At 60.5% G+C, this 25,774-nt stretch carries 25 protein-coding genes and 1 pseudogene; 23 read left to right on the top strand and 3 right to left on the bottom strand.

Features of this window, described 5'->3' with window-relative positions; all coding sequences use genetic code 11:
* Positions 1-123: 123 nt before the first annotated feature.
* From AC04PT_RS19290 to AC04PT_RS19195, 20 genes are all read left to right on the top strand, one after another.
* Entirely contained in the window at positions 124-645 is a 522-nt protein-coding gene (locus AC04PT_RS19290) for a tetratricopeptide repeat protein (protein ID WP_482875422.1), read from the top strand.
* Between the two features lie 33 nt (positions 646-678).
* The gene (locus AC04PT_RS19285) at positions 679-1,140 is read left to right on the top strand and encodes a prepilin peptidase (protein WP_482875421.1); all 462 of its coding nucleotides are present in this window, start codon (positions 679-681) and stop codon (positions 1,138-1,140) included.
* Positions 1,141-1,711: 571 nt separating this feature from the next.
* Positions 1,712-1,924, top strand: a complete 213-nt coding sequence (locus AC04PT_RS19280) for a Flp family type IVb pilin (protein ID WP_482875420.1) — start codon at positions 1,712-1,714, stop codon at positions 1,922-1,924.
* Positions 1,925-2,179: 255 nt separating this feature from the next.
* Positions 2,180-3,310, top strand: coding sequence for a Flp pilus assembly protein CpaB (gene cpaB / locus AC04PT_RS19275; protein WP_482875419.1), 1,131 nt, complete (start codon positions 2,180-2,182; stop codon positions 3,308-3,310).
* A 92-nt stretch (positions 3,311-3,402) separates the two neighbouring features.
* A complete protein-coding gene (locus AC04PT_RS19270; RefSeq protein ID WP_482875418.1) occupies positions 3,403-4,833 on the top strand; it encodes a type II and III secretion system protein family protein in 1,431 nt (476 codons plus the stop codon).
* Positions 4,811-5,011, top strand: coding sequence for a hypothetical protein (locus AC04PT_RS19265; RefSeq protein WP_482875417.1), 201 nt, complete (start codon positions 4,811-4,813; stop codon positions 5,009-5,011). Before AC04PT_RS19270 ends, AC04PT_RS19265 begins: the two co-directional genes overlap by 23 nt.
* Positions 5,012-5,161: 150 nt before the next feature.
* Positions 5,162-5,599, top strand: a complete 438-nt coding sequence (locus AC04PT_RS19260) for a TadE/TadG family type IV pilus assembly protein (RefSeq protein WP_482875416.1) — start codon at positions 5,162-5,164, stop codon at positions 5,597-5,599.
* Positions 5,600-5,646: 47 nt separating this feature from the next.
* Positions 5,647-6,249, top strand: a complete 603-nt coding sequence (locus AC04PT_RS19255; RefSeq protein WP_482875415.1) for a TadE/TadG family type IV pilus assembly protein — start codon at positions 5,647-5,649, stop codon at positions 6,247-6,249.
* Between the two features lie 36 nt (positions 6,250-6,285).
* Positions 6,286-7,437, top strand: coding sequence for a P-loop NTPase family protein (locus AC04PT_RS19250; RefSeq protein ID WP_482875414.1), 1,152 nt, complete (start codon positions 6,286-6,288; stop codon positions 7,435-7,437).
* Positions 7,434-8,021 carry a L,D-transpeptidase gene (locus tag AC04PT_RS19245; protein WP_482875413.1) on the top strand — a complete coding sequence of 196 codons (588 nt, stop codon included), beginning with the start codon at positions 7,434-7,436 and terminating at the stop codon, positions 8,019-8,021. Before AC04PT_RS19250 ends, AC04PT_RS19245 begins: the two co-directional genes overlap by 4 nt.
* Positions 8,022-8,042: 21 nt before the next feature.
* A complete protein-coding gene (locus AC04PT_RS19240; protein ID WP_482875412.1) occupies positions 8,043-9,470 on the top strand; it encodes a TadA family conjugal transfer-associated ATPase in 1,428 nt (475 codons plus the stop codon).
* The gene (locus tag AC04PT_RS19235; RefSeq protein WP_482875411.1) at positions 9,463-10,440 is read left to right on the top strand and encodes a type II secretion system F family protein; all 978 of its coding nucleotides are present in this window, start codon (positions 9,463-9,465) and stop codon (positions 10,438-10,440) included. Before AC04PT_RS19240 ends, AC04PT_RS19235 begins: the two co-directional genes overlap by 8 nt.
* A 3-nt stretch (positions 10,441-10,443) precedes the next feature.
* Entirely contained in the window at positions 10,444-11,394 is a 951-nt protein-coding gene (locus tag AC04PT_RS19230; RefSeq protein ID WP_482875410.1) for a type II secretion system F family protein, read from the top strand.
* Positions 11,395-11,455: 61 nt separating this feature from the next.
* Positions 11,456-12,418: a glycosyltransferase family 2 protein gene (locus AC04PT_RS19225; protein WP_482875409.1), complete on the top strand. Its 963-nt coding sequence runs from the start codon at positions 11,456-11,458 to the stop codon at positions 12,416-12,418.
* A gap of 1 nt (position 12,419) precedes the next feature.
* The gene (locus tag AC04PT_RS19220) at positions 12,420-12,797 is read left to right on the top strand and encodes a GtrA family protein (RefSeq protein ID WP_482875408.1); all 378 of its coding nucleotides are present in this window, start codon (positions 12,420-12,422) and stop codon (positions 12,795-12,797) included.
* Positions 12,787-13,545, top strand: a complete 759-nt coding sequence (locus AC04PT_RS19215) for a methyltransferase domain-containing protein (protein WP_482875407.1) — start codon at positions 12,787-12,789, stop codon at positions 13,543-13,545. The genes AC04PT_RS19220 and AC04PT_RS19215 overlap by 11 nt, the downstream gene beginning before the upstream one ends.
* Before the next feature lie 76 nt (positions 13,546-13,621).
* A complete protein-coding gene (locus tag AC04PT_RS19210; RefSeq protein WP_482875406.1) occupies positions 13,622-14,899 on the top strand; it encodes a hypothetical protein in 1,278 nt (425 codons plus the stop codon).
* 22 nt (positions 14,900-14,921) lie between these two features.
* On the top strand, positions 14,922-16,553 hold the full coding sequence (locus tag AC04PT_RS19205; protein WP_482875405.1) for a PQQ-dependent sugar dehydrogenase: 1,632 nt from the start codon (positions 14,922-14,924) through the stop codon (positions 16,551-16,553).
* 153 nt (positions 16,554-16,706) lie between these two features.
* Positions 16,707-17,711: a glycosyltransferase family 2 protein gene (locus AC04PT_RS19200; protein WP_482875404.1), complete on the top strand. Its 1,005-nt coding sequence runs from the start codon at positions 16,707-16,709 to the stop codon at positions 17,709-17,711.
* Positions 17,704-19,431 (top strand): hypothetical protein, encoded by a 1,728-nt coding sequence (locus AC04PT_RS19195; RefSeq protein ID WP_482875403.1) that lies wholly within the window; start codon positions 17,704-17,706, stop codon positions 19,429-19,431. The genes AC04PT_RS19200 and AC04PT_RS19195 overlap by 8 nt, the downstream gene beginning before the upstream one ends.
* A 296-nt stretch (positions 19,432-19,727) precedes the next feature.
* On the opposite strand, the pseudogene AC04PT_RS19190 reads toward AC04PT_RS19195, so the two are convergent.
* A pseudogene (locus AC04PT_RS19190) lies at positions 19,728-20,738 on the bottom strand (IS30 family transposase).
* A 257-nt stretch (positions 20,739-20,995) separates the two neighbouring features.
* Here AC04PT_RS19190 and cuyA point away from each other — a divergent pair.
* The 3 genes from cuyA to cuyB are packed head-to-tail and all read left to right on the top strand — an operon-like array spanning position 20,996 to position 23,897.
* Positions 20,996-22,009 (top strand): D-cysteate sulfo-lyase, encoded by a 1,014-nt coding sequence (gene cuyA / locus AC04PT_RS19185; RefSeq protein ID WP_482875402.1) that lies wholly within the window; start codon positions 20,996-20,998, stop codon positions 22,007-22,009.
* An 11-nt stretch (positions 22,010-22,020) separates the two neighbouring features.
* Complete coding sequence (locus tag AC04PT_RS19180) at positions 22,021-23,208, top strand: DegT/DnrJ/EryC1/StrS family aminotransferase (protein WP_482875401.1); 1,188 nt, start codon at positions 22,021-22,023, stop codon at positions 23,206-23,208.
* Complete coding sequence (gene cuyB / locus AC04PT_RS19175) at positions 23,205-23,897, top strand: cysteate racemase (protein WP_482875400.1); 693 nt, start codon at positions 23,205-23,207, stop codon at positions 23,895-23,897. The genes AC04PT_RS19180 and cuyB overlap by 4 nt, the downstream gene beginning before the upstream one ends.
* Before the next feature lie 97 nt (positions 23,898-23,994).
* Here cuyB and AC04PT_RS19170 read toward each other — a convergent pair whose 3' ends face one another.
* Positions 23,995-24,825, bottom strand: coding sequence for a class II fructose-bisphosphate aldolase (locus tag AC04PT_RS19170; protein WP_482875399.1), 831 nt, complete (start codon positions 24,823-24,825; stop codon positions 23,995-23,997).
* Positions 24,822-25,679 carry a 5-deoxy-glucuronate isomerase gene (locus tag AC04PT_RS19165; protein ID WP_482875398.1) on the bottom strand — a complete coding sequence of 286 codons (858 nt, stop codon included), beginning with the start codon at positions 25,677-25,679 and terminating at the stop codon, positions 24,822-24,824. The genes AC04PT_RS19170 and AC04PT_RS19165 overlap by 4 nt, the downstream gene beginning before the upstream one ends.
* Positions 25,680-25,774 lie beyond the last annotated feature (95 nt).

The following is a 25,774-nucleotide window of genomic DNA, read 5'->3' as shown; positions in this document are numbered from 1 at the left end:
TGCGAAATTATCGCAATCGCGAGGATTCTGCCTCTGATCACTCTGCGGAATGGAACCATCCTGTTATTTTCGAAACCCGACGCTCAGGATTAATTGAGCGGTGATGAGGGACGGGCGTTCAACATGAGATTAGTGCTATCAATATTCGTGGCTGCATTCCTGACAGCGTGCGAGAATACGACCTTCGCAGATTTCGCGGCGTTCAGCGACGGCAAGCATTCCATCCTCGATACCGCCAACCGCAACTACTATCCGGATGAAAACCTCCTGATCGCGGCGAAGGCGCAGTTCAAGGAAGGCAACTACGGCAACTCCTACAGGACCTACAAGAAGGCGCTGGACCTTGTGCCGACTGATCCCAACGCCTGGCTTGGCTTCGCCGCGTCGGCGGACATGCTGCGCAAGTTCGACAAGGCCGACTACGCGTATGGCAAACTTCGCCCGATCATCGGCAACCGCATCCAGTATCTGAACAACTACGGCTATTCGATGCTGCTCCGCGGTGATCTGAAGAAGGCACGGATCTATTTCCTGAAGGCCTACGAGATTGATCCATCGAACGAGACCACGGCGAACAACCTCGAAATGCTGCGCAATTCGGTGACCTATCCGCGACGTGCGCCGGGTGATCTGCACGGCATCTGATCTAGGAGCGATGAATTGTTAACGGCGCGGCTGGTGACCTTGGTTGCGGCCGCGCTATTGCTGTTCATCGCATTCTACGATTTGAAACACCTGCAAATCCGCAACAAGTCGGTGCTGGCGATGTTGGCCCTATATGCGGTCCTTGTGGCAGCGCAGGGCGGCAGCGGGTTCTGGTCCGATATGTTCGCCGGCGGTCTGCTGTTTGGGATCGGTCTGGTCATGTGGTTAGGACGCGCCATGGGAGCGGGCGATGTGAAGTTGATGCTTCCAATCGGGATGTTTCTGGGGATCGACGGTCTTGGTCCGTTCTGCATTCTGCTCCTCGCAGTCTCGACCCTGATGTTTCTGTCGATCCGTCTCGCCCAGCGGTGTGCGCCTGACCGAGGTTTATTCGCACGCGTCGCCCGCATGGGAACCAGCGGAAAGGTGCCCTATGCCGTGGTCTTGGCAGCGGCGGCAGTGCCCGTTCTCGTGACGCAGGCACTTGGAACTTGATATAACATTCCGCAGGTCCAACATGGATCATGTGTTGGCAGCCGCGTCCATGATTTCAGAGCGCTTCTGAGGGCGCGCGTTGGAGGAACGTGTCTTCGTTGTAGCGGATGGTAGTGGTGAGTATCCCGATGCCTTACGCTCAGACGAAATATTCGGTTGCACCGGTGGGTTCTATGGCCGCCAAATTGGGCAACCCGGTCCAAGAGGACCTTCGGCGGCGAATCACTCCGACCTCGGCCTGATAGCCGAAAACAGAAGCTTGCAACCAATGAATGAAAATCCTGTCAGCGCTGCAATCTCAGCCTGCATCTGATTTCACCGTTTGTTACGTTCGCACAAGCATTTGTACACGATATGGCGCAAATGCGGCCCAAACGTGACAAATGATGCGTTAGTTTGCGGTAATGAGGAAAGTTTAATAAAGTCTTGATATTGCGAAGGTTGCTTGGCAGCATCGTGAAGTCCCGCGCTCATTAGCGCCCCATGCGGGAAGTTTCTTTAAGTAGAGAAATCCTTAGTCGGTTTTTTTAAAAGCAGGTGGGCGCAAGACAAACGCATTAGGAGCGACTTGATGACTCTCAACATTTTCCACTCCATCGGCGACGTTGCGCGTCGTTTTCGTGATGACGAGGAAGGACTGGCTCTAACCGAGTACCTGATCCTTCTCGGGCTTCTTACCGCAGCGGTCGTCTTTGCAGTTCTGGCGTTTGGCGGAGCCCTTGGCGATCAATGGGCTCTCTGGAACACGTTCATCGAAAACCTGAACGCGCCGCCCACCCTGTAACAGGGGTTCTGCCGGTTGTCGTACGACCGTTTTCACAGCCGGCGTAAATGACACCGCAAAGCCCGGCATATGGGCTTTGCGGTCACATTCACAGGAATGAAGTGATAACACGCGAGGGCACATTTCTGTTAACATTGTCTTAGTTTGGTCGCATTTACGTTTGTGATCTGAACACAAGATCGGCACCGATTCAGAACCGATGTTTCAGTCACAGATGCGTATCGGCCAAAAGGCCTTAATGACTGGAGCAGTCCGTTGCGCATTTCAACCGTATTCAGCTTCATCCTTGCTATCATTCTTGCCGTGGCAGCCGTGTTCGGCGCCCAGAACTGGCTAAACCTGGAACGTCAGCAGCTGGTCGACATGCTGCAGCGCCAGCAGGCGACGCCCGTAAAGGTCGAACCGCAGAACACCATCGTCGTCGCGGCCGAACCCATCGGCTTTGGCGAGGTCATGAATGTCGCCAAGGTTCGAGAGATCGAATGGTCCGAGGAGCTTCGACCTGAGGGTTCGTACCAAAAGATCAGCGACCTCGTCGTCGGCGACACCGAAGATACCGCGCGCTACGCCTTGACCGCGATCGCGGTCGGCGAGCCAATTCTCAAGAACAAGGTGACCGAGCCTGGCCAGCGCGCGAAACTGTCGACTGCGCTGACGCCGGGCAAGAAGGCCATATCTGTCCGCGTAAACGACGTCAGTGGCGTGGCGGGTTTCGTCCTGCCGGGCGACCGGGTCGACATCATGTTGACCCGGGGCGGCTATGTCGACGTCCTTTTGCAGGGCATGAAGGTGCTGGCCATCGACCAGATCGCCGATGACCGCAAGGACAACCCCAGCGTCGTGCGCACCGTGACCTTCGAAGTCGACACAAAGGAAGCCCAGAAGCTCATCCTCGCGTCGCAGGTCGGCACCCTGTCGCTGGCTCTGCGCAACCTGACATCGACCGATTTCCAGGATTTTGACCGTGTCACCATCGGCGATCTGAGCGAACAACCCGACCCCGCGGACGATCTGGTGGCGGCAAATCTTCAGAAGCTTGCCGCTGAGGAAGCCGAACAGGAACCCGATACCTTCAAAACGTGGCTGAAACGCCTCTCTCAAGACGTTTCTAAGCGTGCAGAGGAAATGCAGAATGCCCCTGAGCCCCAAGAACCTGTAATAATCGAAAAAGAAGTGATCAAAGAGGTCATCGTAGAAGTCGAGAAAGAGGTGCCTGCACCGGTGATCATTCCCAGCAAGAGCACGGTTGCCGTGATCAGGAACGGGGCGCGATCCGAGTACAAGGTGAACCGATTTGGACAGCTCGTCGACGCAGATGGCAATGTGATCATAGAGGGAATGGGAGAGGCTGAGCAGGAACAGCAAGAGCTGGTGCAGTCCGAATAGGGACATCGGGACAGTAAGGCAGGCGAGGATCTGCCGCTGTCGCTTCAAGACGTGCATCAGGGTTTCTGCGGGGCTCGAAATGGGACCGTGAGATGCATTTTAAACGAATAAAGCAAGCCTTTGAAAACGTGGCCGCAGCATTTGCCGTGCTGAGTGTCCTTTCGCTGTTGATGACGGGGCAGGCCAATGCCCAGGTTCGAAGCATCATCATTGACGATGGTGTAGTATCCAGAATCGAACTGGCCCCGGGGACGACGATCACCGTCGAGACCAATGCTGACTTTGCCGATATCCTGATCGGCAACACGGGTGTGCTGGATGTGTTCCCGCTGACCGACCGGTCGCTGTACATCCAGGCCAAGTCTACAGGCGCGACCAACATCACCCTGTATTCCGTCGACAAGCAGCTTCTGGAAGTGATCGACGTGAAGGTTCTGCTCGATTTCACCGACCTGGAGCAGGCGATCCGCCAGTCGGTGCCCAGTGCCCAGGTCAGCGTGCAGAACGTCAATAACCGCATCCGCCTGGCCGGTGTCGTCAAGGACAACGTCGACGAAGCGCGCGTTCTTCAACTTGCCGGGCAGTTCACCGATCAGCCGGTAATCAACGCGCTGAAGGTCAAGGCAGCGCAGCAGGTCGAGCTCGACGTGCGTATCCTTGAGGTCAATCGCAGCTCTGGCCGCGAGCTGGGAATTAGTCTGGACGGCACGCGCGATAACGGAACGGTTGCCTTCGAAACCGGTCGCGGCTCGTCCAACAGCCAGCTCGGCATTCCCTTCGGTACGGCGGTCGGATCGTTGCTGGAGATTGCCGGTATCCAGATCGACTTTGTCATCAATGCTTTGGAAGCCAAGGGCCTGGCTCGCCGGCTTGCAAATCCCAAGCTTGTCACCACAAGCGGAATTGCGGCCAACTTCGTCGTCGGCGGCGAGGTTCCCATCGCGCAGACCAGAACAGACGACAATGGCAACGTGGCCAGTGAGACAGGATATCGCCAGTACGGTGTGCGGTTGAACTTCCTACCGCAAATCTTGGATGACCAGATGATCCGCCTGCGGATCTCTCCCGAGGTTTCGGATATCGACCCGTCGCTGACAGTGAACGGTCAGCCCGCGTTCATCACACGCAGCGCCGAGACAACGGTGTCCCTGCGCAATGGCCAGAGCTTTGCGATCGCCGGCCTGCTGCAAGCCAACAACTCACGCAACACCGACCAACTGCCGTGGTTGGGACAGGTGCCGATCCTCGGCACCCTGTTCAGCTCGCGTAGCTTCCAGAAACGGGAAACCGACCTGGTGATCCTTGTGACGCCGCGGTTGGTTGCGCCGGTGGGGCCGAATACGCCTCTGTCATCGCCGTTGGATCAGACCCGGTCCAGCAACGATGTAGAGCTGTTCCTCCTGGGGATGTTGGAAGTGGACCGCAAGCTGCTGCGTCGGTTCCGCGAAGGGCATGGTGTCGTCGGACCCTATGGCCATATCATTGATCTGGAGTTCGAAGATGGCATCATCAAGAAGAAGTAAATCCCTGGGGGCGGCGCTGCTGCTCGTCACGATGGCGAGCGGCTGTGCCGACTATCTCAACAACTGGGATACGGCTTCATTCCGGGCCGGCAATGCCCACAATGCCAATACGTCGATCCAGGAACTACAAACGTGGCCGCCATCGGCGTACCACTCGACAGTCGGCCACGGCGGCTAGCCGTTACGGCATGGATTTTTCGTGGCTGGCGGAGTATTCTGGCAGTCACATTTCATTGGTTAATTTTAAAGAAGTGAGAGTGTGATCAGGCGAGTCATGAGATTTCGACGGCAGCCACGATTTGCCAACGACGAGACGGGCACCGTACTCGTGGAAACTCTCATTGCCATTCCGGTTCTCACCATCGCGACCTTCGGAATCCTCGAATTCGGCAACATGCTCTGGCAGCGCGAGCAATTGCAGATCGGTGTGCGTGATGCCGCGCGATATCTGTCACGATGTCGTCAGTGGGTGAGCGGCACGGCCACCCCCAACACCTGTGACCGCGCCATCGCCGAGCATATTGCCTTTTACGGTGACCCCCGGCCGAACGAAGGGAGTCAGCGCGTCCCCGGATGGGACAACAGCGCCGAACTCGTCGTGTCGCCGAACAGCATATTCACGTCCGCGCCGGCAACGCCCGGCATGACGGACAAGCTGATAGTCTATGGCGAAGTACGCTACCGTGGGACGCCAGTGTTCAACGCGGTTCTCAAGGTGGTTCCGACTATCTCCTACTCCTACGAGATCAGGTATCAGGGATGGTAGTCTGGCAGAACCTTTCCGGGTTTCGCAGGGACGAAGCGGGTATCTCGATGACCGAGGCGCTTCTTGCGATGCCCATCGTTCTGCTGATGCTGGCCGCGATGATCGAATTCAGCTTCATGATGATCCAGTGGAACCAGACCGTGAAGGGCTTGCAGATCGGCGCGCGGCTGGCGGCGGTCTCAAGGCCGGTGGTCGACATATCGGCGTTGACGAATGACGCCGGCTATCTGGCGACGCCAATCGGAGATGCCGTGCCGTCGGCCATGCCCAGCGTCTCGTGCACAGGCGCGACCTGCGATGCCGACAGTGGTACCGCAATGGCCTATCTCATGACCGGGTCCGACGGATCGTGCCAGCAAGTGCCGAACGGCACCCAGCCCGGCATCTGCGATGCGGCCCGCTTCCTGAGCGCCGACAACATCCGCGTGACCTATGTCCGATCCCGGCTGGGCTACGTCGGCCGTCCGCAGGGACCAGTGGTGACTATCCGGCTGGAGCTTGTCGACAAGACTTTCGATTACCTTTTCCTGGCGGGTCTGCTTCCGGGCATCGGCTCGATAACCTTCCCGCCCCATACCGTATCGATCACGAGCGAAGACATGCTGTCTTGCAAGGAACCGACCGCGGCAGGCTGGCCCAATTGCCCATGAAGCCCATAAAAGAAGACCCGAGGACGAACAGATAACATGGTTACAGTTCCCGCAGCACGCATTCTGATCGTTACCTCAGCGGATGCAAATTCAAGCGACATCGAAGACATTCTCGATACCTCTCAGCGGTTGACCCTGATCCCGGTCTCGCCAGAGAGCGCGCGGGACGAGCTCAATCGAGTCGGCGCCGACATCGTGATCGTCAACGCAGAGGACCTCGGCAAGATCGAATCCGACATGCTGATGGACCTGTGCTCGGAGAAGCCGGAAGTTCCGGTCATCGTCGCCTCGCAACCGCTGACGCCGCAACAGACCCGCAAGTTGTTCAACCTCAATATCCATGACTGGCTGTGCAAGCCCATGGAAGCCGAGGACCTGATGGAATCCATCGCCAACGCGGTGAAGGCCAGCAAGGCCACGCATAACCGCGTTCATGCGGTGGTGTCATCGGTCGGCGGGGTCGGGGCGTCCACCGTGGCGTTGTCGATGGCGGACCTTGCCGCGACGAAGATGCACCGCAAGAAGAAGCTGTCGGTGGCGCTGTTCGATCTCGATTTTTCGACCGGGAACTGCAGCTACCTGCTGAACATGGTCAACGATTTCAATCTGGGCAGCGTCGCCTCGGCGCCGCGCCGTATCGACGCCGAATTCCTGCGAGTCATCCAGCAGCGGCACGACCACGGTTTCTACATCTACTCTTTCAAGCGGCCTGAGTTGAACACCGAGTTGAACGGCTACGAACTGGTGCTGCGGATGCTCGATGCGGTTAGCGTCGAACATGATCTGACCATCCTCGACATTCCTTACTACGAGACCGAATGGAAGAAGGACGTCCTGGCTGAGGTGAACTCGTGCACGTTGGTGACCGAGCTGAACCTGCCGGCGCTGCGCCATACGCTCGAGATGTTGGAAATGCTCCGCGACATGCGTGGAGACAAGTTCAACGTCACGATCGTGTTCAACAAGTGGGAATCCAGCCTCTTCGGCCAGCGCATCAGCAAGCGCAAGGTGCGCGAGCTTCTGGGCGACGTGCCGACCTACAGCTTGCCGCAGGATTCCGGGTTGCTGGGCGAAAGCATGGATCGCGGCGTACCGCCGAGCGAGATCAGCAGCAGAGCGGGATTTTTGAGGCGCCTGATAAAATACATGACATCGATCGGTCTGGAAAAACCGCAGGAGGCGCAATGAAGACAAGCGATTTGACGTCATCGACGGTCACTCGTCGAGCTTTTGTCACCGGTCTAGCCGGGGTTGCCGCGTCTTTGACATTGGTGCCGAGGCGGGCAAGCGCCGAGATGAAGAAGGTCCCGCGCAGCCACGGCCAGCGCACCATGCAGGTGGTTCCCTTCCAAAGCAGCGAGGCGCCCGGCACGATCATCATCTCGAATGAAGCGCGCACGTTGCATCGTGTGCTGACCGGCGGCAAGGCCGAGAAGTACCAGATCTCGGTAGGGCGCGAAGGATTTTCCTGGACCGGGACCACCTATGTGGGTCGCAAAAAGGAGTGGCCTGACTGGCGACCTCCAGCCGAGATGCGCCAGCGCGATCCGTCGCTGCCACCCCACGTGCCGCCGGGACCGTACAACCCACTCGGGGCGCGCGCGATCTATCTGTATTCCAACGGCCGGGACACGCTCTACCGCATTCACGGTACGAACAGTGCGGGCACCATCGGCGGATACGAGACTTCGGGCTGCTTCCGGCTGACCAATACGGACGTGCTTGAGCTTTTTGGCAAGGTCCGCAACGGAACCAAGGTGATTGTCCGCTGAGGCGGGAAAAAGGGGAAACGCATGGCCGGTAGATTCTTCCGAAAGTCCGAACCCGAGGTGAAGGCGGACAAGAATGTTGACCTCTCCCAGGTTCTGGTGCTCGACGATTCGCTAACGCCGAAGGCAAACGGCCAGAAGGGCAAGATCGTTGTCCACTCGGAATATGAGCCGCCGGATTTCGTCAACGAGCGGGTGGATATGCACCGTTTCCTGCTCGACAAGATCAACCTTTCGATCCTCGACACAATGGAGGAAGACGAGATCCACGACGAGCTGCGCCCGCTGGTACGCAGCTATGCCAAGGAAAACAACTTCCCGCTAAGCTCGCACGAATTGGATGTGCTGATCTCGGACATCGGCGACGAGATGCTGGGGCTTGGCCCGATCGAGCCTCTTCTGGCCGATGATACGGTGTCGGACATCCTGATCGTTGGACCGACCCGGGTGTTCGTTGAACGCTTTGGCAACCTGGAAAGCACAAAGGTCCGGTTCAAAGACGAAGACCACTTGCTGCGCATCATCAACAAGATCGTGGCCTCTGTCGGCCGTCGCGTTGATGAAAGCTCACCGCTGGTGGACGCACGTCTTCAGGACGGCAGCCGGGTCAACGTGGCGGTGCGTCCGGTGGCGGTGGACGGGCCGCAGGTGTCGATCCGGAAGTTCGCCAAGAAGCCTTATTCTCTGGACAAGCTGGTCGACAGCAAGGCGATCCCGCGTTCGATGGCCGAACTGCTGGCTGCGGCAGTCGAAGCCAAGGTCTCGCTGATCGTCTCGGGCGGGACGGGTTCGGGTAAGACGACAATGCTCAATGCGCTGTCGGCCTATATCCCTCACAACGAACGCCTCGTAACCATCGAAGACGCCGCCGAACTTCAGCTTCAGCAACCGCATGTGGTGCGTCTCGAAACGCGCCCCCCAACAGTCGACGGCCGCAACGAGATCCTGCAGCGCGACCTTGTGAAGAACGCGCTGCGGATGCGTCCCGACCGCATCATCATCGGCGAGGTCAGGGGCGGTGAGGCGTTTGACATGTTGCAGGCGATGAACACCGGCCACGAAGGATCCATGTCGACAATCCACGCCAACAACCCGCGCGACGCGCTGGGCCGTATGGAGCAGATGGTGGGCATGGCCGGGATGCCGATGTCGCAGCTCAGCATCCGCAACCAGATCACGTCGGCTGTTCACATGATCATTCAGCTGGCCCGCCTGCGCGACGGCAAACGCTGCGTGACCTCGATCGCCGAGATCACCGGCATGGAGGGCGACGTGGTGCAGATTCAAGAACTCATGACCTTCCGCCGGACCAGCATCGACGAAGAGGGCGGCCTGCATGGCGAATTCCGGGCCACGGGGATCCGGCCATCCTTCATGGAAGACCTTGCATCGCTGGGGCTGCATCTGGACAACAACGCCTTTGATCCATCGAAAGTCCTGATGGATGTTTGATAAGCTTCTGAACAATCCCTACACGCTCTACGGGATGATCTTTCTTGCAGCGCTGTTGATGATGGACACGGTGCTGCGCTCGGCCTTCGCGTCGCGGCGTAAGGACCGCGACATCAAGAATCGCCTTCAGGCGCTTAAGCGGCGTGCCAAGAACGAAAACACGGCCTATTCGGACCTACTGAGACGGCGCGGCATGGGCGGTCGCGACGGCAACCAGTCGCTGGGCGGGTACTTCAATAGGATCATGAGCCAGAGTGGCCTCGAGATAAGCGTGTTTCGTCGGGTGCTTTATATTTTGGCTTTCATGATGATCGGACTGATCATCTCACCCTTGGTTGTGGGCGCGCCGCTTTATTATCGCCTGCCTTTTGCCGTGATCTTCGGCGTCGCGGTGGCGGTCGGGCTGGTGTTCAATGTCCGTCGGCGGCGCATCAAGCGCTTCACCGCACAGCTTGCTCCGGCTATCGACATCATCGTCAGAAGCCTGAACGCCGGACACCCTTTGAACGCCGCAATTGCGCTTGTGTCGCGTGAGATGCCTGACCCGATCGGTTCGGAGTTCGGTATCCTGAACGACCAACTGACTTTCGGGTCTTCGCTGGAACAGGGCATGCTCAACATGGTCGACCGCGTGGGGGCAGAAGAGCTGAACCTGCTGACCGTGACCGTGACCGTGCAACGCGGGACCGGGGGCAACCTGTCGGAAATTCTGGAAAACCTCGCCCAGATGATCCGCGACCGGCTGATGATCAAGGCCAAGGTAAAGGCGATCTCGGCCGAAGGTCGGATCACGTCCTGGATCATGCTCGGTTTCCCCTTCTTCCTGTTCTTCATGCTGCAGGCCATGGTGCCAACCTATTTCGATCTGGTTTGGGAAAGCGGCTATGGCACGTTGATCGTGGGGATTTGTCTGTTCCTGATCATGATGGGCATGATCATCATTCGGCGGTTGGTGAACTTTGACTTCTAGAAATTGGCCGGGCAGGGCGGAGAACACAGTTTGAATGAAAATGTAATCCTGCTGGCGGTCTTCGTCTCCGTCCTGATCCTCAGTTTCACCGTCATCAGTTTCGTCAATCGGCGACGCGACATTTATCGCAACATCGACGAGGTGCGGCGTCCGAACGGGATGTCGCGTCAGGAGATCGATAAGTTCCTCGGTTCAGGCAACGAGGAAATTCGTTACTTCCTGGAAGTGACTCAGAAAGAGACCATCAACAGCACGCGCATGCGGTTGGTGCGGGCCGGCTATTTCAAGCCTCGCGCGGTCACCGTCTTCAACATGATCCGGCTGTTCGGTGCACTTGGGACATTTCTCACGGTACAGTTTGGCGTCCCCTTCATCCTGCCCTCTGTCAGTGCTCCCCTTCTGCTGGCCGTGGCGCTGGTAATTGGCGGGTTGTTTTACATGGTCGCCGCGATGGTTCTGGAAGCCATGGGCAACAAGCGGACGCGGGAGTTTCGCAAGCTGTTCCCGGACTTCATGGACCTGCTTTTGGTGTGCGTCGATGCCGGGCTCAGCATCAATGCGGCCATAGACCGGGTCACTCGGGAATTCCTCGTGACGACACCGGATTTCGGCATCCAGCTCAGCATCATCAGTCTTGAGGTTCGGGCCGGCCGGCCACTCCATGAGGCGCTGCAGAATTTCGCCTATCGCATTCAGGTGGAAGAGGCCCGTACGCTGGCGGTCCTCTTCCGCCAATCGCAGGAATTGGGCGCCAGCGTGACCAAGACTTTGCGAACCTTTGCCAAGGAGATGCGCACCATGCGGATCATTCGCGCCGAGGAGAAAGCCAATGCTCTGCCGGTCAAGATGCTTTTCCCGATGGCCCTGTTCATGTTCCCGGTGAGCCTGATCATCGTCATTGCACCAATCCTCTTGGTCATCCTCGAAATGCTGAGTTCACTGGGGCCGAAATGACGCTGCACATCAGGGTTTTTTTCACAATCGGTCATACGGCCTCTGGTCCGCCAAGCCGTTAATGCTTCTGTCCTTCGTCATACCCTGTCTGAATGAAGAGGACACATTGCCCGAGTTGCTGCGCCGCATAGAGGCGACCCGGGGCAAGCTTGGTGTGGAAGTTGAGATCATCCTGATCGATGACGGGTCGAACGATCGCACCTGGAACATCATTTCGGATCACAGCCATAAGATCACCGGCCTGCGTGGCATCAGGTTATCGACGAACTGGGGACACCAGCCGGCCTTGGATGCCGGGCTCGAGGCCGCGCGCGGCGACCGGATCGTGATGCTGGACTGCGATCTGCAGGACCCGCCGGAACTGGCCGTCGAGATGATGGCCTTGATGGATCAGGGATATGACGTGGTTTATGGGCGCAGACGCGTGCGCAACGGCGAGACGTGGTTCAAGAAGTCCACGGCGCTGCTGTACTACCGGTTGATCGGCGTACTGACCGACAACAAAATCCCCCGCGATGTCGGCGACTTCAGGATGGTCAACCGGCGGGTGCTTGATGCGGTGCTGGCGATGCCGGAGCGGACGCGGTTCCTGCGCGGTCTTTTCTCCTTCGTAGGGTATCGTCAGATCGGCCTCGAATATGATCGCGATGAACGATTTGCCGGCGAGACCAAATTTTCACTGTTCAAGATGATCCGCTTCGGACTGGACGGTATCACCACGTTCTCGACGGTGCCGATACGGCTTGCCATCGCGTTCGCACTGATGTCCATCGGGCTGAGCCTGCTGGTCGGCGTCTATGTGCTTGCCTCGTATTTCATGTTCAACACAGCGCCGGGCTGGGCTTCTATCCTGCTTACGGTCAGTATCTTCTCTTCTGTCCAGCTGCTGTCGCTCGGAATTATCGGCGAATACGTGGCGCGGATCTTTACGGAGGTGAAGAACAGACCGCTTTACCTTGTTGCGGAACAGACAGGGCCGGCAGCGGACATCGCGTCCGAACCGAGTGATGCCGATGCCCGGTAGAATGACAATCAGGTATATCGTGACCGGCCTTTGCGTGACCGGGTATTACGTCGTGATGTACCCGTTGGCGCGTCACCTGGGCCTGGCCGAGTTCGCGGCCAATGCCTTTGCCTACGGCACTGCGGTGGCGCTCCAGTACCTGATGCATTCGGTCTATACTTACGGGGTCTCACCGCTGCGGCGCGGACAGGGCCTGCGCTTTCTCATTGTCATCGGCGCTGGCTTCATCTTCTCGACGATGATGACGGTCGTTCTCGGACCGGCCTTCGGGATCAGCGCCTTTGCATCAGCGTTGCTCGTGGCGGCACTGCTACCAGTGCTGAATTGGGTTCTCTTCCGCATATGGGTCTATCGGCCGGAGGTTGCGCATGAGCCATGACTACTCGCCACGCTTCTTCGACTACATCGAGTCCGGCGCGCGCAGCTCGGCGCGGGCCTTCATCCAGGTTTTGAGCCCGGAGATGCCGGTGTCCAGCGTCCTTGATATCGGCTGCGGGCGTGGCACCTGGCTGGACGAATGGCAAAGGGCGGGAGTATCAGAGGCCCGAGGCGTCGATGGTGCCTACGTGGAGCCGGAAACCCTGCACATCCCGTCTGACACGTTTCATGCTGCCGAGCTGACCACGCCAGTGAGCCTGGGTCGGAGGTTCGACCTGGTCGAATGCCTCGAGGTCGGCGAGCATCTGCCCGAAGAGGCCGCCGCAACCCTGGTCAGGTCGCTGGTGGCACATGGCGATTGCATCCTGTTTTCTGCCGCGCAGCCGGGGCAGGGCGGCGAGTGGCACGTCAACGAACGGCCACTCGACTACTGGCGGTCGCTTTTCGCCTCCGAGGGCTACGCCGTGTACGATTTCATTCGCCCGCGTGTCGCACAGATGCCGGGGGTGGAGCCCTGGTATCGCTACAACAGTTTGCTTTATCTCAATGCCGCCGGGGCTGAGCGCGCATCACGCGCGATCCTCGAGACGCGTGTTCCCGGCGAAGTACGCCTGCCGCAGGGTGGCAGCTTGGCTTGGCATCTGCGCCGCGCGATCGTGCGCTGCCTGCCGCGCGGCGCGGTGAACGGTATCGCGATGCTGAACGCCAGGATCAGGGCGCTGAGGCGTGCGGACCATGCCGGGGTCTAGCGTGCTTGGTGCATCTCCGCGCGCGCGGGCGATCTCAGGGCCACGCTGGCTGGTGGCCGCGGTGGTAACCTTTCTGGTGTTGGTAGTCATCGCATGGCCGCAATTCGTGGATCCCTTTGTTCGGCACGATGACTATCCGGCGCTTCAAGGCGACGCCGCGCGCTATTTCCCGAAGGCCGTCGGAGAATTACGCTGGATTACGTATCTCTGGCACACGCGGGACTGGCTCTGGCCGGCGCCGATAAATTTCGCGCTTTACATGGCCTGTTGGAGCCTGTGGTGCGGCACCTTCGTAGTGCAGTTGGCGGAGGGGCGGCCTTGGATAGGCTTGGCGCTTTCGCTCGCGGTGGCCAGCAATGTTCTGTCAGTGCTTCACGCGCTTTGGTTCAACACGCTGCTTCCCGGCATAGCGATACTGGCCATGTATGGTGTCCTGAGCATCGGAGCGCCGCCGCGCACACGTCTGGCATTGCTGTTTCCCACCGCGGTGCTCACGTTTCTTTGCTATACGACATTCCCAGTGCTGGCGCTTCTGACCTGCTTTGCAGACAAGGCAATGCACGGGGTCCGAAGGTTTTTTCACGCTGTCGGAGTGCTGGGTCTAGGGGTGGTGAGCGCGGTCTGCGTCAGCCTGTTACTCAACGCCTACGCCGACGGGGCCATGATTGCGGAGGTGGAAAGCTGGCGGTTCAAGATCAGCGAAAGCTTCACCGTCCGTTTCTTGTCGCCCTTTATACAAGCTTGGCCAAACGCGCTAATCTTTCTCCGGTCGTCGTTTGTCTACCTGCTTTTCCTGTTGCCGGCGATTGTCCTGCTTGGTCGGAACAGCCCCTTGACCTTGTTGTGCCTTGGAGGCGCAGCGGTACTGTGCGCCTTGCCGCTCATGTCTTTCGTGGCGATCAGCGGCATTGGGATGACGCCCTATGCCTTCGTTTTCGTGACGGTGGCGCTGGCGGCGATCTTCGTACTCGCGTACCGGGACTATGTGACGGGCCGCGTCGTCATCCTTCTGCTGTGCATTGCACAACTGGCCGATGCTGGGCTTTTCCTCAGGCGGTTTGAGACTTGGCAGGCCGAAACACGGGCCTTGGCGGCCTTGGTAACGGCCGCACCCGGCGAGGTCTATGTCTACGGCGACCCGTTGACACTGCCGTCTGCCCGTAGATCACTGCTTTTCCACGACAAGGACTTCCCCTATCGCCTGCACAACCTTTCGGGTAAGTCGCCGCGGCTCTGCCAGCGCGTCCCCGCAAGCTGTCCGAACCCCGAAACATTCGACTGGCAATCCTCCGTCATGTCCGGCCTCGATGTCGCGCGTAATGGCGCCGTGACTGCGTTCCAGGTGGCTCGGTGAACATGACAAGGGTGCACACGACATGACCGGACGCGGGTGGAGACTGGTAGCGCTGAGCGTGGGGATCGTCCTGGTCGGCCTGCTGGCGGGTAGCGGGATAGCCGCGCTCATCCATCTTGACCGTATCCGGGACATCGTCGAGGGACGCAAGCCTGCCGCGCATGCGGCGCCGATACAATCCCGCCTGTCGTCGATCTTCTTTGACTTCGACGTGACCGAGCTGCGCGTACCGTCCGGGCGATCGGGTGCGGGAGGTGCTTTGACTTCGTATAGCGGAGACCTGTTGGTCATGACCCACGACGGCACCTTTTTCGAGGTGAGTGGCGATGAGGCGGAGCAGTTGGATATTGACGCGCCGGAGAATGGCTGGGATGCGATGCTCGACTTCGCCGAACAGACGCCCAGCCTTGTCTTCAGCAACCACTTCTTTCGTTACAATGACGTCGATGTACATGACGACCGCTTGATCGTGTCCTTCACAAAATGGGTTGCGGATGAGAATTGCTATCGCACCGCGCTGGCCGTCGCCCCATTGAAAGGCGCAACGCGGGCGTTGGACATCGTGGTGCGCAAGGATGATTGGCAGCAGATATTCGCGACCGAGCCTTGCCTCGCCCCGAAGCCGAAAGGCCGTGCGATAGACGGTCACATGGCGGGTGGGCGGTTCCGGGTGGGCCCCGACGGCACCATATTCCTCGCGTCAGGCGACTATGCGCTGGATGGCAACTATGCGCCGATCGTGGTCTCGCAGGACCCAGCCTACGACTATGGCAAGGTGCTCGCCATCGACCCTAAAACAGGCGAGGCGCGCATTCTGTCCCGCGGGCATTCAAACCCGCAGAGAATCGTCCTTGGCGAAAACAACGCGCTCTGGATCGTCGAGCATGGTCGGCGTGGCGGCGACGAGCTGAACCTCATCCGAGAGGGGCTGGACTACGGCTGGCCGCAGGTGTCGCTGGGCACACGCTATAACAAATTGCCGCTGCCGAATATCCTCGAGTACGGTCGACATCCCAAGTTCGAACCACCCGTCTATGCCTGGCTGCCCTCGGTCGCGGTCAGCTCCTTGACGCGGATCGACAGGTTTCATTCGGCTTGGGATGGCGATTTGTTGGCAGGGACCCTTGCTGGGCGCATGCTGATCCGGATGCGCATCCGCGACGGCCGGGTCCTGTTCGCGGAGCGGATCCCTGTGGGCGCTTGCATCCGCTATGTGCACCAGCATGGCGACACGCTAGCGCTTTGGCTGGACGATCGGCGTGTCCTGAAGCTGAAGGTCGATGAGACCGACGCCAGTTTCGACTTCGCGACGGCTAAAGCGACGGGGCTGGGGTTGGACGCGACGCTGGAGCGGCGTCTGACTGACGCGCTGGACCATTGCGCGGAATGCCATGGTTTCGGCGTTCTCGATGGGGCAGGAGGGCCGGCCATCGGCCATGTCTACGGGCGGAGCGTGGCCGCGCAGGAGGGGTTCGACTACAGCCCTGCGCTGCGCGCAAAGGGTGGAACCTGGGACCGCGCGTCGCTGGTCGCTTTTCTCAGCGACCCAGAGGGCTTCGCGCCCGGCACCTCGATGCCGAACCCCGGCCTGACCGCCCCGGCCGCGGCGGCCATGGCCGATCTGATGATCGCGCTCAGGCAGGAGGCAGAATAGGATGCAGCTCAACCGGCGACAGCGGGCAACGAACTTGTGCCTCGGGGGTCACGCCTGTTGCGCGACGGATGACCGCCCCGCTAGGCTGCCAGGAACGCCACGCGCAGCGAGGAATGCCGAGGCGATTGACCAATGCCTTGTGGTGGCTGAGCGATGACCAAGCTGATCATACAGATCCCTTGCTACAACGAGGCGGGTGACCTGCCGGCGACGTTGGAGCGGCTGCCGCGGCATATCTCGGGGATTGACGTTATCGAGGTTCTGGTCATCGATGACGGCAGCGCGGACGGCACTGGCAAGATCGCGCGGGACAGCGGGCGCGTCGATCATGTCGTCACGCACCGCCGCAACCGCGGGCTGGCCGCCGCCTTCCAGAGCGGGCTCGACCGGGCGCTGGCCGAGGGCGCGGACATCATCGTCAACACCGATGCCGACGGCCAATACGAGGGCGCCGACATCGAGGCTCTTGTACGGCCTATCCTGGAGCGTCGAGCGGACATCATCGTCGGGGACCGGGGCGTCGCCGACAATCCGCATTTTACGCCCTTCAAGCGGCGCCTTCAGCGGCTGGGTAGCGCTGTGGTGCGGCAGTTGTCGGGCACCGAAATCACCGACGCGGTCAGCGGCTTTCGCGCCCTCAGCCGTGAGGCGGCGCAGCGCATTACCATCACTTCCCATTTCAGCTATACCACCGACATGCTGATCCAGGCCGGTCGCAAACGCATGGCGATCGATAGCGTGCCTGTCCGGACCCATGCCGCAAAACGCCCCTCGCGGCTGTTCCGGTCGCTGCCCGGGTTCGTCGCTCAAACCGCGATCACCATGCTGCGCGCCTATGCAATGTACAATCCGCTGCGGACCTTCGCGGCGATCGGGCTGGTGGCTTTCGTCTTGGGGCTGCTGCCGATCCTGCGGTTCCTCTGGTTCTGGCTGGTCGGCGACAGCACCGGGCATATTCAGTCTCTGGTCATCGGCGGCGCGCTTCTGGTGCTGGGCACGATCACCAGCCTGATGGCGATCCTTGCCGACCTGATCGGAGCGAACCGCAAGCTGATCGAGCGCACGCTGGAACATGTGAGGCAGCTGGAAGACCGGAGCGCTGCGGTCGAACCCGAGACCACTGTCGAAACGGTCAGGAAGGTGTCCGGCAATGAGTGACCTCGCACCGGAGGCGGAGGCGCCCTTGTCCGACGAAGCCGTGTCCGACCCGAGGGCAAAGACGGCGGCCGCCGGGCGGCAGACAGTCGTCCTTGGCCTCTATGCAGCGGCGATCATCCTCGCGGGGCAGGTCTTCGCGTCCCTGAACCGCGGCATCAACTGGGACGAGTTCCACCATTATCACGTGCTGATGCAGTTGGTCGACGGCACGCTGACATCGTCGCTGCAAAGCTTCATGATGCATTTCTTCCGCTGGATCACCCTTCTGCCCGGCGACGTGATCGACCACATCCACGCCGCGCGGCTGGTTATGGTCCTGTTTGAGACCGGCACGGCCCTCGCGATCTATGCGGTGTCGCGTAAGTTCTGTTCGCGCAACGCTGCGATTCTGGTGGCGCTGACCTACATATCGGGCGGATACGTGGTGACGCAGAGCATGTCGTTCCGGTTCGATCCCGTGGCCACCGTCCTGCTGATGGGGACCATGTGGCTCTTTGCCTGCCGGCCCTTCACCACGCTCACGATCCTGGCCTGCGGTACGCTCGCCGCGATGGCACTTCTTGTCACCATCAAGTCGGTGTTCTACGCGCCTGCCTTCGCCGGCATCGCCTGGCTGCGCTTCTGCGAGGCAAAGCGCAAGGGCAGGGTGGCCGCGCAGATCCTCGCCTGTCTCGCGGTCTGCTTCGCCGCCTTTGCGCTTCTGTTTTCCTGGCACGGCACATTCATCGCGGCCCCCGTGTTGCAATCCGGCGCGGCCACCGTGACTTCCGCCTGGAGCGTCGTCTTCTCAGAAGGCTTCCTGCCACAGAAACGGGCGCTGATCTTCCAGCTGATCCTGGCGCCGCATATCACGGTGCTTTTCGTCCTTACGCTCTGGAACTGGCGCAGGCTGGAGGTGTCGCGCGCTCAACAGGTGGCAATGGCCGGCCTGTTGCTGCCGCTCGTCGTGCTGCTGATCTACCGCAACAGCTACGAATATTTCTTCGTTTTCCTGCTGCCGCCGGTGCTGGTGGCCCTATCACCGGGGATGGAGCGGCTGTTTCTGCGCAAGATTGGATACTTCGTGACGCTGGCGCTGACGGTCCTCATCGCCACCGCGATCTCCTTCCTGCGGATAGAGGCCGACCGGAGCATCCTGGAAAGCCAGCGCGAAACCAACGCTGTCGCCCGGCAGCTCTTTCCCGAGCCTGTCACCTATATCGACTTCTCCGGCCAGCTTGGGGACTACGACCGCGCGATGCACTTCATGCTCTCCGGCTGGGGGCTGAAGGGCTATCATAGGCGCGGCGTGCCGCAGATACGCGCAAAGATGGAGCAGAAGACCATTCCGCTTCTGATCGGCAACCATCTCTACCTTCGCAGCGCCGTCAAAGGAGAAACCGAAGGCGTGTATTTCTTTCCCGAGGACTCCAAGGCGCTGCGCGACAACTATGTGTATCACTGGGGCCTTCTCTGGGTCGCCGGACGCCGAATTCCACCCGGGACGGAGCCGCTGACCTTCGACCATCTTGTTCCTGGCGCCTACACCGTCGAGGGGGGCTCGGTCGAGATCGACGGCGTTTCCTATCGTCCAGGCGATCTCGTTGAACTTGGTCGGGGTCTGCATCGGGTCGCGGGCACCCGCGACGCCGAGGTGGTCCTGCGCTGGGGCGATCACCTGCCGGTGCCGCCCTTCGAACACAAGATGAAAGGCCCGTTCCAGCCATTGTGGTATCTGTGAATGGGCTGAGTTCGATTGGGATCAATGACTTATCAGCCTTCTACGCTCTCGAGCCTTGGAGCGTAATCCAGCATTGGGTTCGAACTTGGGAGAAAAGGGTTTAATGCGAGTAAACGCGCCCTTAGTTCGATTTGCAGCATTGGTTTCTGCGCGATTGCGTCCGCGCGCCATGCTGCTTCTACTACGGTGGTTTCACAGTTAGACCCGCTTAAGCTGGCGTCAGAGGCTATTGGTTTCTTTGACTCGACGAGGCGTTCTGTGAACTCACGACGAAGTGCAACTATCTGATATCATTTCTATTCTATTCCATTTCGAATGGCCATCAGTTCGCTTTCAAAGACTTCCGCAGGCGTTCTATAGCCAAGGCATTTGCGCGGCGTTGAATTTAGGCGATGGCAAATCGACCTCAAATATCGATTTGTCAGCGCGGTCGGTTCGGTCGAGCGGGGAAGGTACTTTCGCAGCCTGTTGTTGGTGTTCTCGACCGTGCCTTTCTGCCATGGCGCCTAAGGATCGCAAAACCAGCTGTCGGCGCCGATCCCGTCCTTCAGCTTGCGCCAGGCCGAGAATTCGGTGCCGCGGGCGAAGGTGATAGACTGGCGCGCATCGGCGGGAAGGGGCGCGAGGCCCTCGATCAGGGCTTCCATGATCGGTCTCGACTGGCGGTCCTCGTTTCGCATCACCACCGTGTAGCGGCTGACCCGCTCGACCAGGGAGGTGACGTTGATCTTGCCGTGTTCCTTGCGGAACATCATCAGGTCACATTCCGAATGGCCAAACTCGCTGCGCTCGGAGACCGTCTCGGGCCTGTGCGACAGGCTCTGACTGTCGAAGATGTGGGTGCGATGGTGCCGTCGATAACCCCTCGGTCTGCGGCGTTTGCGATGCTCGGGCAGATGCCGATAGAAGGCTTCGGCGCGACCGTCCTTTGAGTAGGCGAAACGGTAGATCGTCTCGTGACGGACGCGGATGGGGTGGCGCTCCAGTCGCATCCGGCCGACGATCTGTTCGGGGGACCACCCGGCTTTCAGGCGATCCTCGACGGCGGCCTTCAGAGCGGGGTTCACGATCAGCTTGCGATGGATGGCGCGGCGGCGTTCATAAGCGTTCTGCGCGGTCACCGAGTAGTAGCCGTTCAACTCGGGGATCTCGGTGTCTTCGTAGACGTTGCGCTTCAGTTCCCGGTAGATCGACGATGGCGCACGGCCCAGCCGATCCGCAATCTCAGGCACCGGCATCTTGGCGTCATGCCATTTGTCGATCTTGCGTCTCTCTTCAAGCGTCAGGTGAGAGTAGTGGCTTCCCATTCATCGATCTCCATGCAAACCTCTGGCTTGATACAGAATTTGCACTTCATTTGTGAATCCACCTTCATCGGAGCTCGTTCCCGATAATCAACATTATGTTATTTAGGGCCAGTACGGAGGGGGACAACTCTTCCTAAAACGGCCTCTCACTCTCCATGAAGCTAGGGAAAAGCTGCCTTGCCCCCTCGCCTTATGATCCCCATTGCAGCAGGATGCGCGCCTGAGCCGTCCTGCTCTGTCGAAACAAGGAACCTAACATGCACCTCTCCCGCTTTCCCCGCGTCCACCTTGCCCATCTGCCCACGCCTCTGGAGCCGATGAAGCGGTTGTCCAGGGAGCTGGGCACGGAGATCTGGATCAAGCGGGACGATTGCACCGGTATGTCCACCGGCGGCAACAAGACCCGCAAGCTGGAGTTCCTGATGGCCGAGGCCATCGAACAGGGTGCCGACATGGTGATGACGCAAGGCGCGACCCAGACGAACCACGGCCGACAGACCGCCGCCTATGCCGCCAAGCTGGGGCTGGATTGTCATATCCTTCTTGAGGACCGCACCGGCTACAATAACGCCAACTACAACACCAACGGGAACGTGCTTCTCGATCATCTGCATGGTGCAACCACTCAAAAGTTCCCGGCAGGCCACGACATGCCCGGTGAGATGGAGCGCGCGGCCGAGAAGATGCGCGCTGAAGGGCGCAAGGTCTATGTCATCCCCGGCGGCGGCTCCAACCCGACCGGCGCGCTGGGCTACGTCAACTGCGCTTTCGAGTTGCTGAACCAAGTCAACTCTTCGGGTATGAAGATTGACCGTCTGGTGCATGCCACCGGCTCATCCGGCACACAGGCCGGGCTTGTGACGGGCATGTGTGCCATGAACGCGCAGATTCCGGTGCTGGGTATCGGCACCCGCGCGTCGCAGCCGAAGCAGGAACAAATGGTCTATGACCTTGCCTGCAAAACCGCAGAAAAGCTGAACTGTCCCGGCGTTGTGAACCGCGAGGATGTGATGGCTAATACCGATTACGTCGGCGAGGGCTATGGCCTGCCGACCGAAAGCGGTATCGAGGCGATCCGCATGTTCGCGGAACTGGAGGGAATCCTGCTCGACCCCTGCTATTCTGCCAAGGGCGCCGCAGGGCTGATCGACCTCGCCCGGAAGGGTAAGTTCAAGGACGAGCGGGTCGTCTTCCTGCACACGGGCGGCGCGGCGGCGCTCGGCGGCTACGACTTCGCTTTCGATCACGCCGACCGTTGGGTCGAGATCTGAGGGCCACAGCCATGCCACGCTGGTTCACCGGCACGTTCACACAGCAAGAGCCGATCCCGGAGGCGGCGGTCGCCGCCGCCGTTTCGGTCATGCAATCGGGCCGGCTGCACCGCTACAACCTCACCGAGGGCGAGGCGGGCGAGGTCGCGATGTTGGAAGCGGAATACCGCGACTGGCAGGGTAGCGGCTTTTGCCTTGCCGTCACTTCGGGCGGGCAGGCGCTGCAAATCGCCCTGCGCGCGGTGGGCGTCCGGCCCGGCGATCCGGTGCTGACCAATGGCTTCACCCTCGCACCCGTTCCCGGCGCCATCCGTGCCGTGGGCGGCGAGGCGATACTGGTGGAGATCGATGACAATCTTCGCCTCGACCTGAATGATCTGGAGGCCAAGTCCGGCCGCGCCCGCGTGCTTCTGCTCAGCCACATGCGCGGCCACCTCTGCGACATGGAGCGATTGATGTCGCTATGTGATGCTGCGGGTATCACAGTGATCGAGGATTGCGCACACACCATGGGCGCCCGCTGGAACGGCCGCCGCTCGGGCAGCTTCGGCAAGGTGGCTTGCTTCTCGACCCAGACCTACAAGCACATGAACTCCGGCGAAGGCGGCTTTCTGACCACCAATGATCCGGAACTGGCCGCCCGCGCCACCATGCTGTCGGGCAGCTACATGCTCTATGAGCGCCACGGTGCGGGGCCTGACCCGGAGGCCTTCGCGCAGGCCCGCTACGAGATGCCGAACTGCTCGGCCCGGATGGACGCGCTCCGAGCCGCCATCCTGCGCCCGCAACTGGCTGCACTCGATCGCAACGTCGCCCGCTGGAATACACGGTATGGCATCGTCGAACGCGCCCTGAAGGGGCACAACCGCATCGCCCCGATCGCGATACCCACCCCTGAAACGCATGTCGGCTCATCGATCCAGTTCCGCTTGCCGGACTTCACGTCCGACCAGTGTCGCGCTCTGCTTCACGCCACCGCCGACCGTGGTGTCGAGCTCAAATGGTTCGGTGCGAAGGAACCCGCCGGTTTCACCTCGTCACACCATTCCTGGCACTACGTTGCCGCTCAGGACCTGCCGCAGACCGATCGTGTCATGGCGACGCTGTTCGACATGCGTCTGCCGCTCAGCTTCTCGGAAGACGACTGCGCCCTGATCGGAGACTTGATCGTGGAAGCGGTCACCGAGGTCGCTACATGATCCGCCGCGTGACCGGCATCCTCGGCGGCATGGGCCCCGAAGCCACCATCCTTTTGCAACAACGCCTGCTTTCGACCGTCGAGGCCAAGGACGACGCGGACCACCTGCCGCTTCTGATCGACATGAACCCGCAGGTCCCTTCGCGCATCGCCCACCTGATCGAGGGCACCGGGGCCGATCCCGCCCCGACCCTCGCGGACATGGCCCGCCGCCTCGAAGCCGCCGGCGCCACCGCCCTTGCCATGCCCTGCAACACAGCGCATCACTACGCGCCGGCCATCAAGGCTGCCGTCTCCATCCCCTTCCTCGACATGGTCGCGCTCTCCGTCGCCCGCGCGGCAGAAACCTTAACTGGAGACAGGATCGGCTTCCTCGCCTCCCCGGCGGTCCGCCTCACCGGCGTATTCGACCCGGCCCTCTCGCGCGCCAACATCTCAGCCCTTTGGCCGGACGACGGGGACCGTATGCTTGCCGCGATACGATCCATCAAGGCTTACGGTGCCACCGCTGAGGCCCGCGCCACCCTCATCGATGCGGCCGCCGAGCTTGCCGACAAGGACGCTTCAATGCTCTTTGTCGCCTGCTCCGAGTTTTCGCTTCTCGCACCGGACCTTCCTGCCCCAGTCCCGCTTATCGACACGCTCGACGTGCTGGCCGAAGCGATCCGTGACCACACCCGGGGAGACTGACGCCATGTCCGCACGCAGCAGCCGCGTCCAAGGCTTGGAAGGCCATACCAGAGCCGCCAAGCCACGGCTCAAGCGCCAAACGGCGAGACAGCATAGTCTACGCAGGTTTGAACGCCTCGAGTACCCGCCGCGTTGACGCGACCAGCGGGCCGTGGGTCTCCTTGAGGATCTGGTTCCGGTCAAAACGGTCCGGATCGCGCGTCACCGCGTCACGCAGTGCCTGACCGAAGGCCATACGCAACTCCGTCCCGATGTTGAACTTGCAGATCGCCGAGCCCCGGGCCAGCGCTTGCCGCTGCGCCACCGGGACGCCCGAACCGCCGTGGATCACCAGCGGCACCTCGGTCACTGACTCGATGGCACGGATGCGGGCATCGTCCAGCCCGCCCTCCTTGTCCTGCTGAAGGTGCACGTTGCCGACCGAGATGGCCATGGCGTCCACCCCGGTTTCGCGCGCGAACCTCTCCGCCTCGTCCGGGTTCGTCCCAGCTGAGCCTTCGCCGCCGGAATATCCGACAAAGCCGATCTCGCCCTCGCAGGATACGCCGGCGCCGTGGGCCAGTTCGGCGATGGCGGCGGTTTCCGCGATGTTCTGTGCCAGCGGCTTGCGCGACCCGTCGTACATCACAGAAGTAAAGCCGCTGTCGATCGCGATGCGGCAATCCTCGGCGCTGTAGCCGTGATCGAGATGCGCCACCACGGGTACCGAGGCACCCTCTGCCAGATGGCGAAACATCGCGCCCAGCACCGGAAGGGGGGTATGCTCGCGGCACGACGGCCCGGCTTGCAGGATCACCGGGCAGTCCTCGGCCTCCGCCGCCGTCACATAGGCGCGCATGTCTTCCCAGCCCAGCGTCACCAGACCGGCCACCGCATAGCCGCCGCGTAATGCGGGTTGCAGCACCTCGGCGAGCGTCACCAGGCTCATTTGAACTTCGCCACCATGTCCATGATTCCAGGTATCGTGTGCAATTGATCGGCATGTGTCGGATGGAAATACTGTTTAAGCGAGCGCTGCGAGAGACCTCCGAGAATGGTAAAGTAGTACATCTCGTAGCCCGGCAGCGCGCAGCAGGGATGATAGCCCTTGTCGATCAGTATCGTGGACCGGTCCATGATGTGGTAGGCATCTCCCGGCTCGTTGTCGGCGCGCTGGAGCATCTGCAAGCCGGAGCCATGTTTTGGGCGGAACCGGAAATTGTAGGTCTCGTCATGGCGCGTCTCGATCAACTCGCCCGTATCGTCGTGCCGGTCGGTGTCATGCTTGTGCGATGGAAAGCCCGACCAGCCCCCCTGACCCACCGTGTAGAGCTCGCTGACCAGAAGCCGCCCGACCTTGCCGTGCTGATTGGCGCCGAGGATGTGCTTGATCTTGCGATGGGTCTTGGTGTCATCGCTGCCATATTGCACGAGGTCCAGTTCCGCCTCTCGCACGTCGAAGGGCTCCAAAACCTTTTCGTATTTGGCACCGGCTATGAAAACCTCCGTCGCTTCGCTGACACATGTCATCCGGGTCTTCGCGCCCACGGGGACATAGACCCCCTCGGGTTCGCCGTCCCAGACATCGACGCCGCGATTGCCGAGCTTGGCAAAGCCCGCGCCGTCGACATCGACATCGACCGTGCCGGTGGCAGGGACGACGCAGGTCTCGTAGCCGGGCACGGCGTAGTCGAAGGTCTCGCCCTGCTTGAGCGTGACGATGTTGAAGTAGTTCAGCGGCACCAGGTCGTGATCGACATCAACGATGGGCTTGTTGGCATTGTCATGGGGCGCGATGTGCATCGGCCTCTCCTTTCAGGTGTCGGTCGGGCCGGGGTGTTCGGCGAGGAAGTCTTCAAGCTGCGAGGATCGGGGCATCGCCGGCGCGCAACCGGGCT

The sequence above is a fragment of the Litorisediminivivens sp. KMU-197 genome, from assembly GCF_056858395.1.
This window is presented reverse-complemented; position numbering and strand designations above follow the sequence as displayed.

Coding starts and splice junctions, on each gene's coding strand:
- AC04PT_RS19255 (WP_482875415.1), top strand. CDS start 5,647: ATGACCGAGGCGCTTCTTGCGATGCCCATCGTTCTGCTGATGCTGGCC.
- AC04PT_RS19220 (WP_482875408.1), top strand. CDS start 12,420: ATGACAATCAGGTATATCGTGACCGGCCTTTGCGTGACCGGGTATTAC.
- AC04PT_RS19265 (WP_482875417.1), top strand. CDS start 4,811: ATGGCATCATCAAGAAGAAGTAAATCCCTGGGGGCGGCGCTGCTGCTC.
- AC04PT_RS19200 (WP_482875404.1), top strand. CDS start 16,707: ATGACCAAGCTGATCATACAGATCCCTTGCTACAACGAGGCGGGTGAC.
- AC04PT_RS19250 (WP_482875414.1), top strand. CDS start 6,286: ATGGTTACAGTTCCCGCAGCACGCATTCTGATCGTTACCTCAGCGGAT.
- AC04PT_RS19165 (WP_482875398.1), bottom strand. CDS start 25,679: ATGCACATCGCGCCCCATGACAATGCCAACAAGCCCATCGTTGATGTC.
- AC04PT_RS19245 (WP_482875413.1), top strand. CDS start 7,434: ATGAAGACAAGCGATTTGACGTCATCGACGGTCACTCGTCGAGCTTTT.
- AC04PT_RS19195 (WP_482875403.1), top strand. CDS start 17,704: ATGAGTGACCTCGCACCGGAGGCGGAGGCGCCCTTGTCCGACGAAGCC.
- AC04PT_RS19205 (WP_482875405.1), top strand. CDS start 14,922: ATGACCGGACGCGGGTGGAGACTGGTAGCGCTGAGCGTGGGGATCGTC.
- AC04PT_RS19215 (WP_482875407.1), top strand. CDS start 12,787: ATGAGCCATGACTACTCGCCACGCTTCTTCGACTACATCGAGTCCGGC.
- cuyA (WP_482875402.1), top strand. CDS start 20,996: ATGCACCTCTCCCGCTTTCCCCGCGTCCACCTTGCCCATCTGCCCACG.
- AC04PT_RS19290 (WP_482875422.1), top strand. CDS start 124: ATGAGATTAGTGCTATCAATATTCGTGGCTGCATTCCTGACAGCGTGC.
- AC04PT_RS19180 (WP_482875401.1), top strand. CDS start 22,021: ATGCCACGCTGGTTCACCGGCACGTTCACACAGCAAGAGCCGATCCCG.
- AC04PT_RS19225 (WP_482875409.1), top strand. CDS start 11,456: ATGCTTCTGTCCTTCGTCATACCCTGTCTGAATGAAGAGGACACATTG.
- AC04PT_RS19235 (WP_482875411.1), top strand. CDS start 9,463: ATGTTTGATAAGCTTCTGAACAATCCCTACACGCTCTACGGGATGATC.
- AC04PT_RS19280 (WP_482875420.1), top strand. CDS start 1,712: ATGACTCTCAACATTTTCCACTCCATCGGCGACGTTGCGCGTCGTTTT.
- cuyB (WP_482875400.1), top strand. CDS start 23,205: ATGATCCGCCGCGTGACCGGCATCCTCGGCGGCATGGGCCCCGAAGCC.
- AC04PT_RS19240 (WP_482875412.1), top strand. CDS start 8,043: ATGGCCGGTAGATTCTTCCGAAAGTCCGAACCCGAGGTGAAGGCGGAC.
- AC04PT_RS19170 (WP_482875399.1), bottom strand. CDS start 24,825: ATGAGCCTGGTGACGCTCGCCGAGGTGCTGCAACCCGCATTACGCGGC.
- AC04PT_RS19270 (WP_482875418.1), top strand. CDS start 3,403: ATGCATTTTAAACGAATAAAGCAAGCCTTTGAAAACGTGGCCGCAGCA.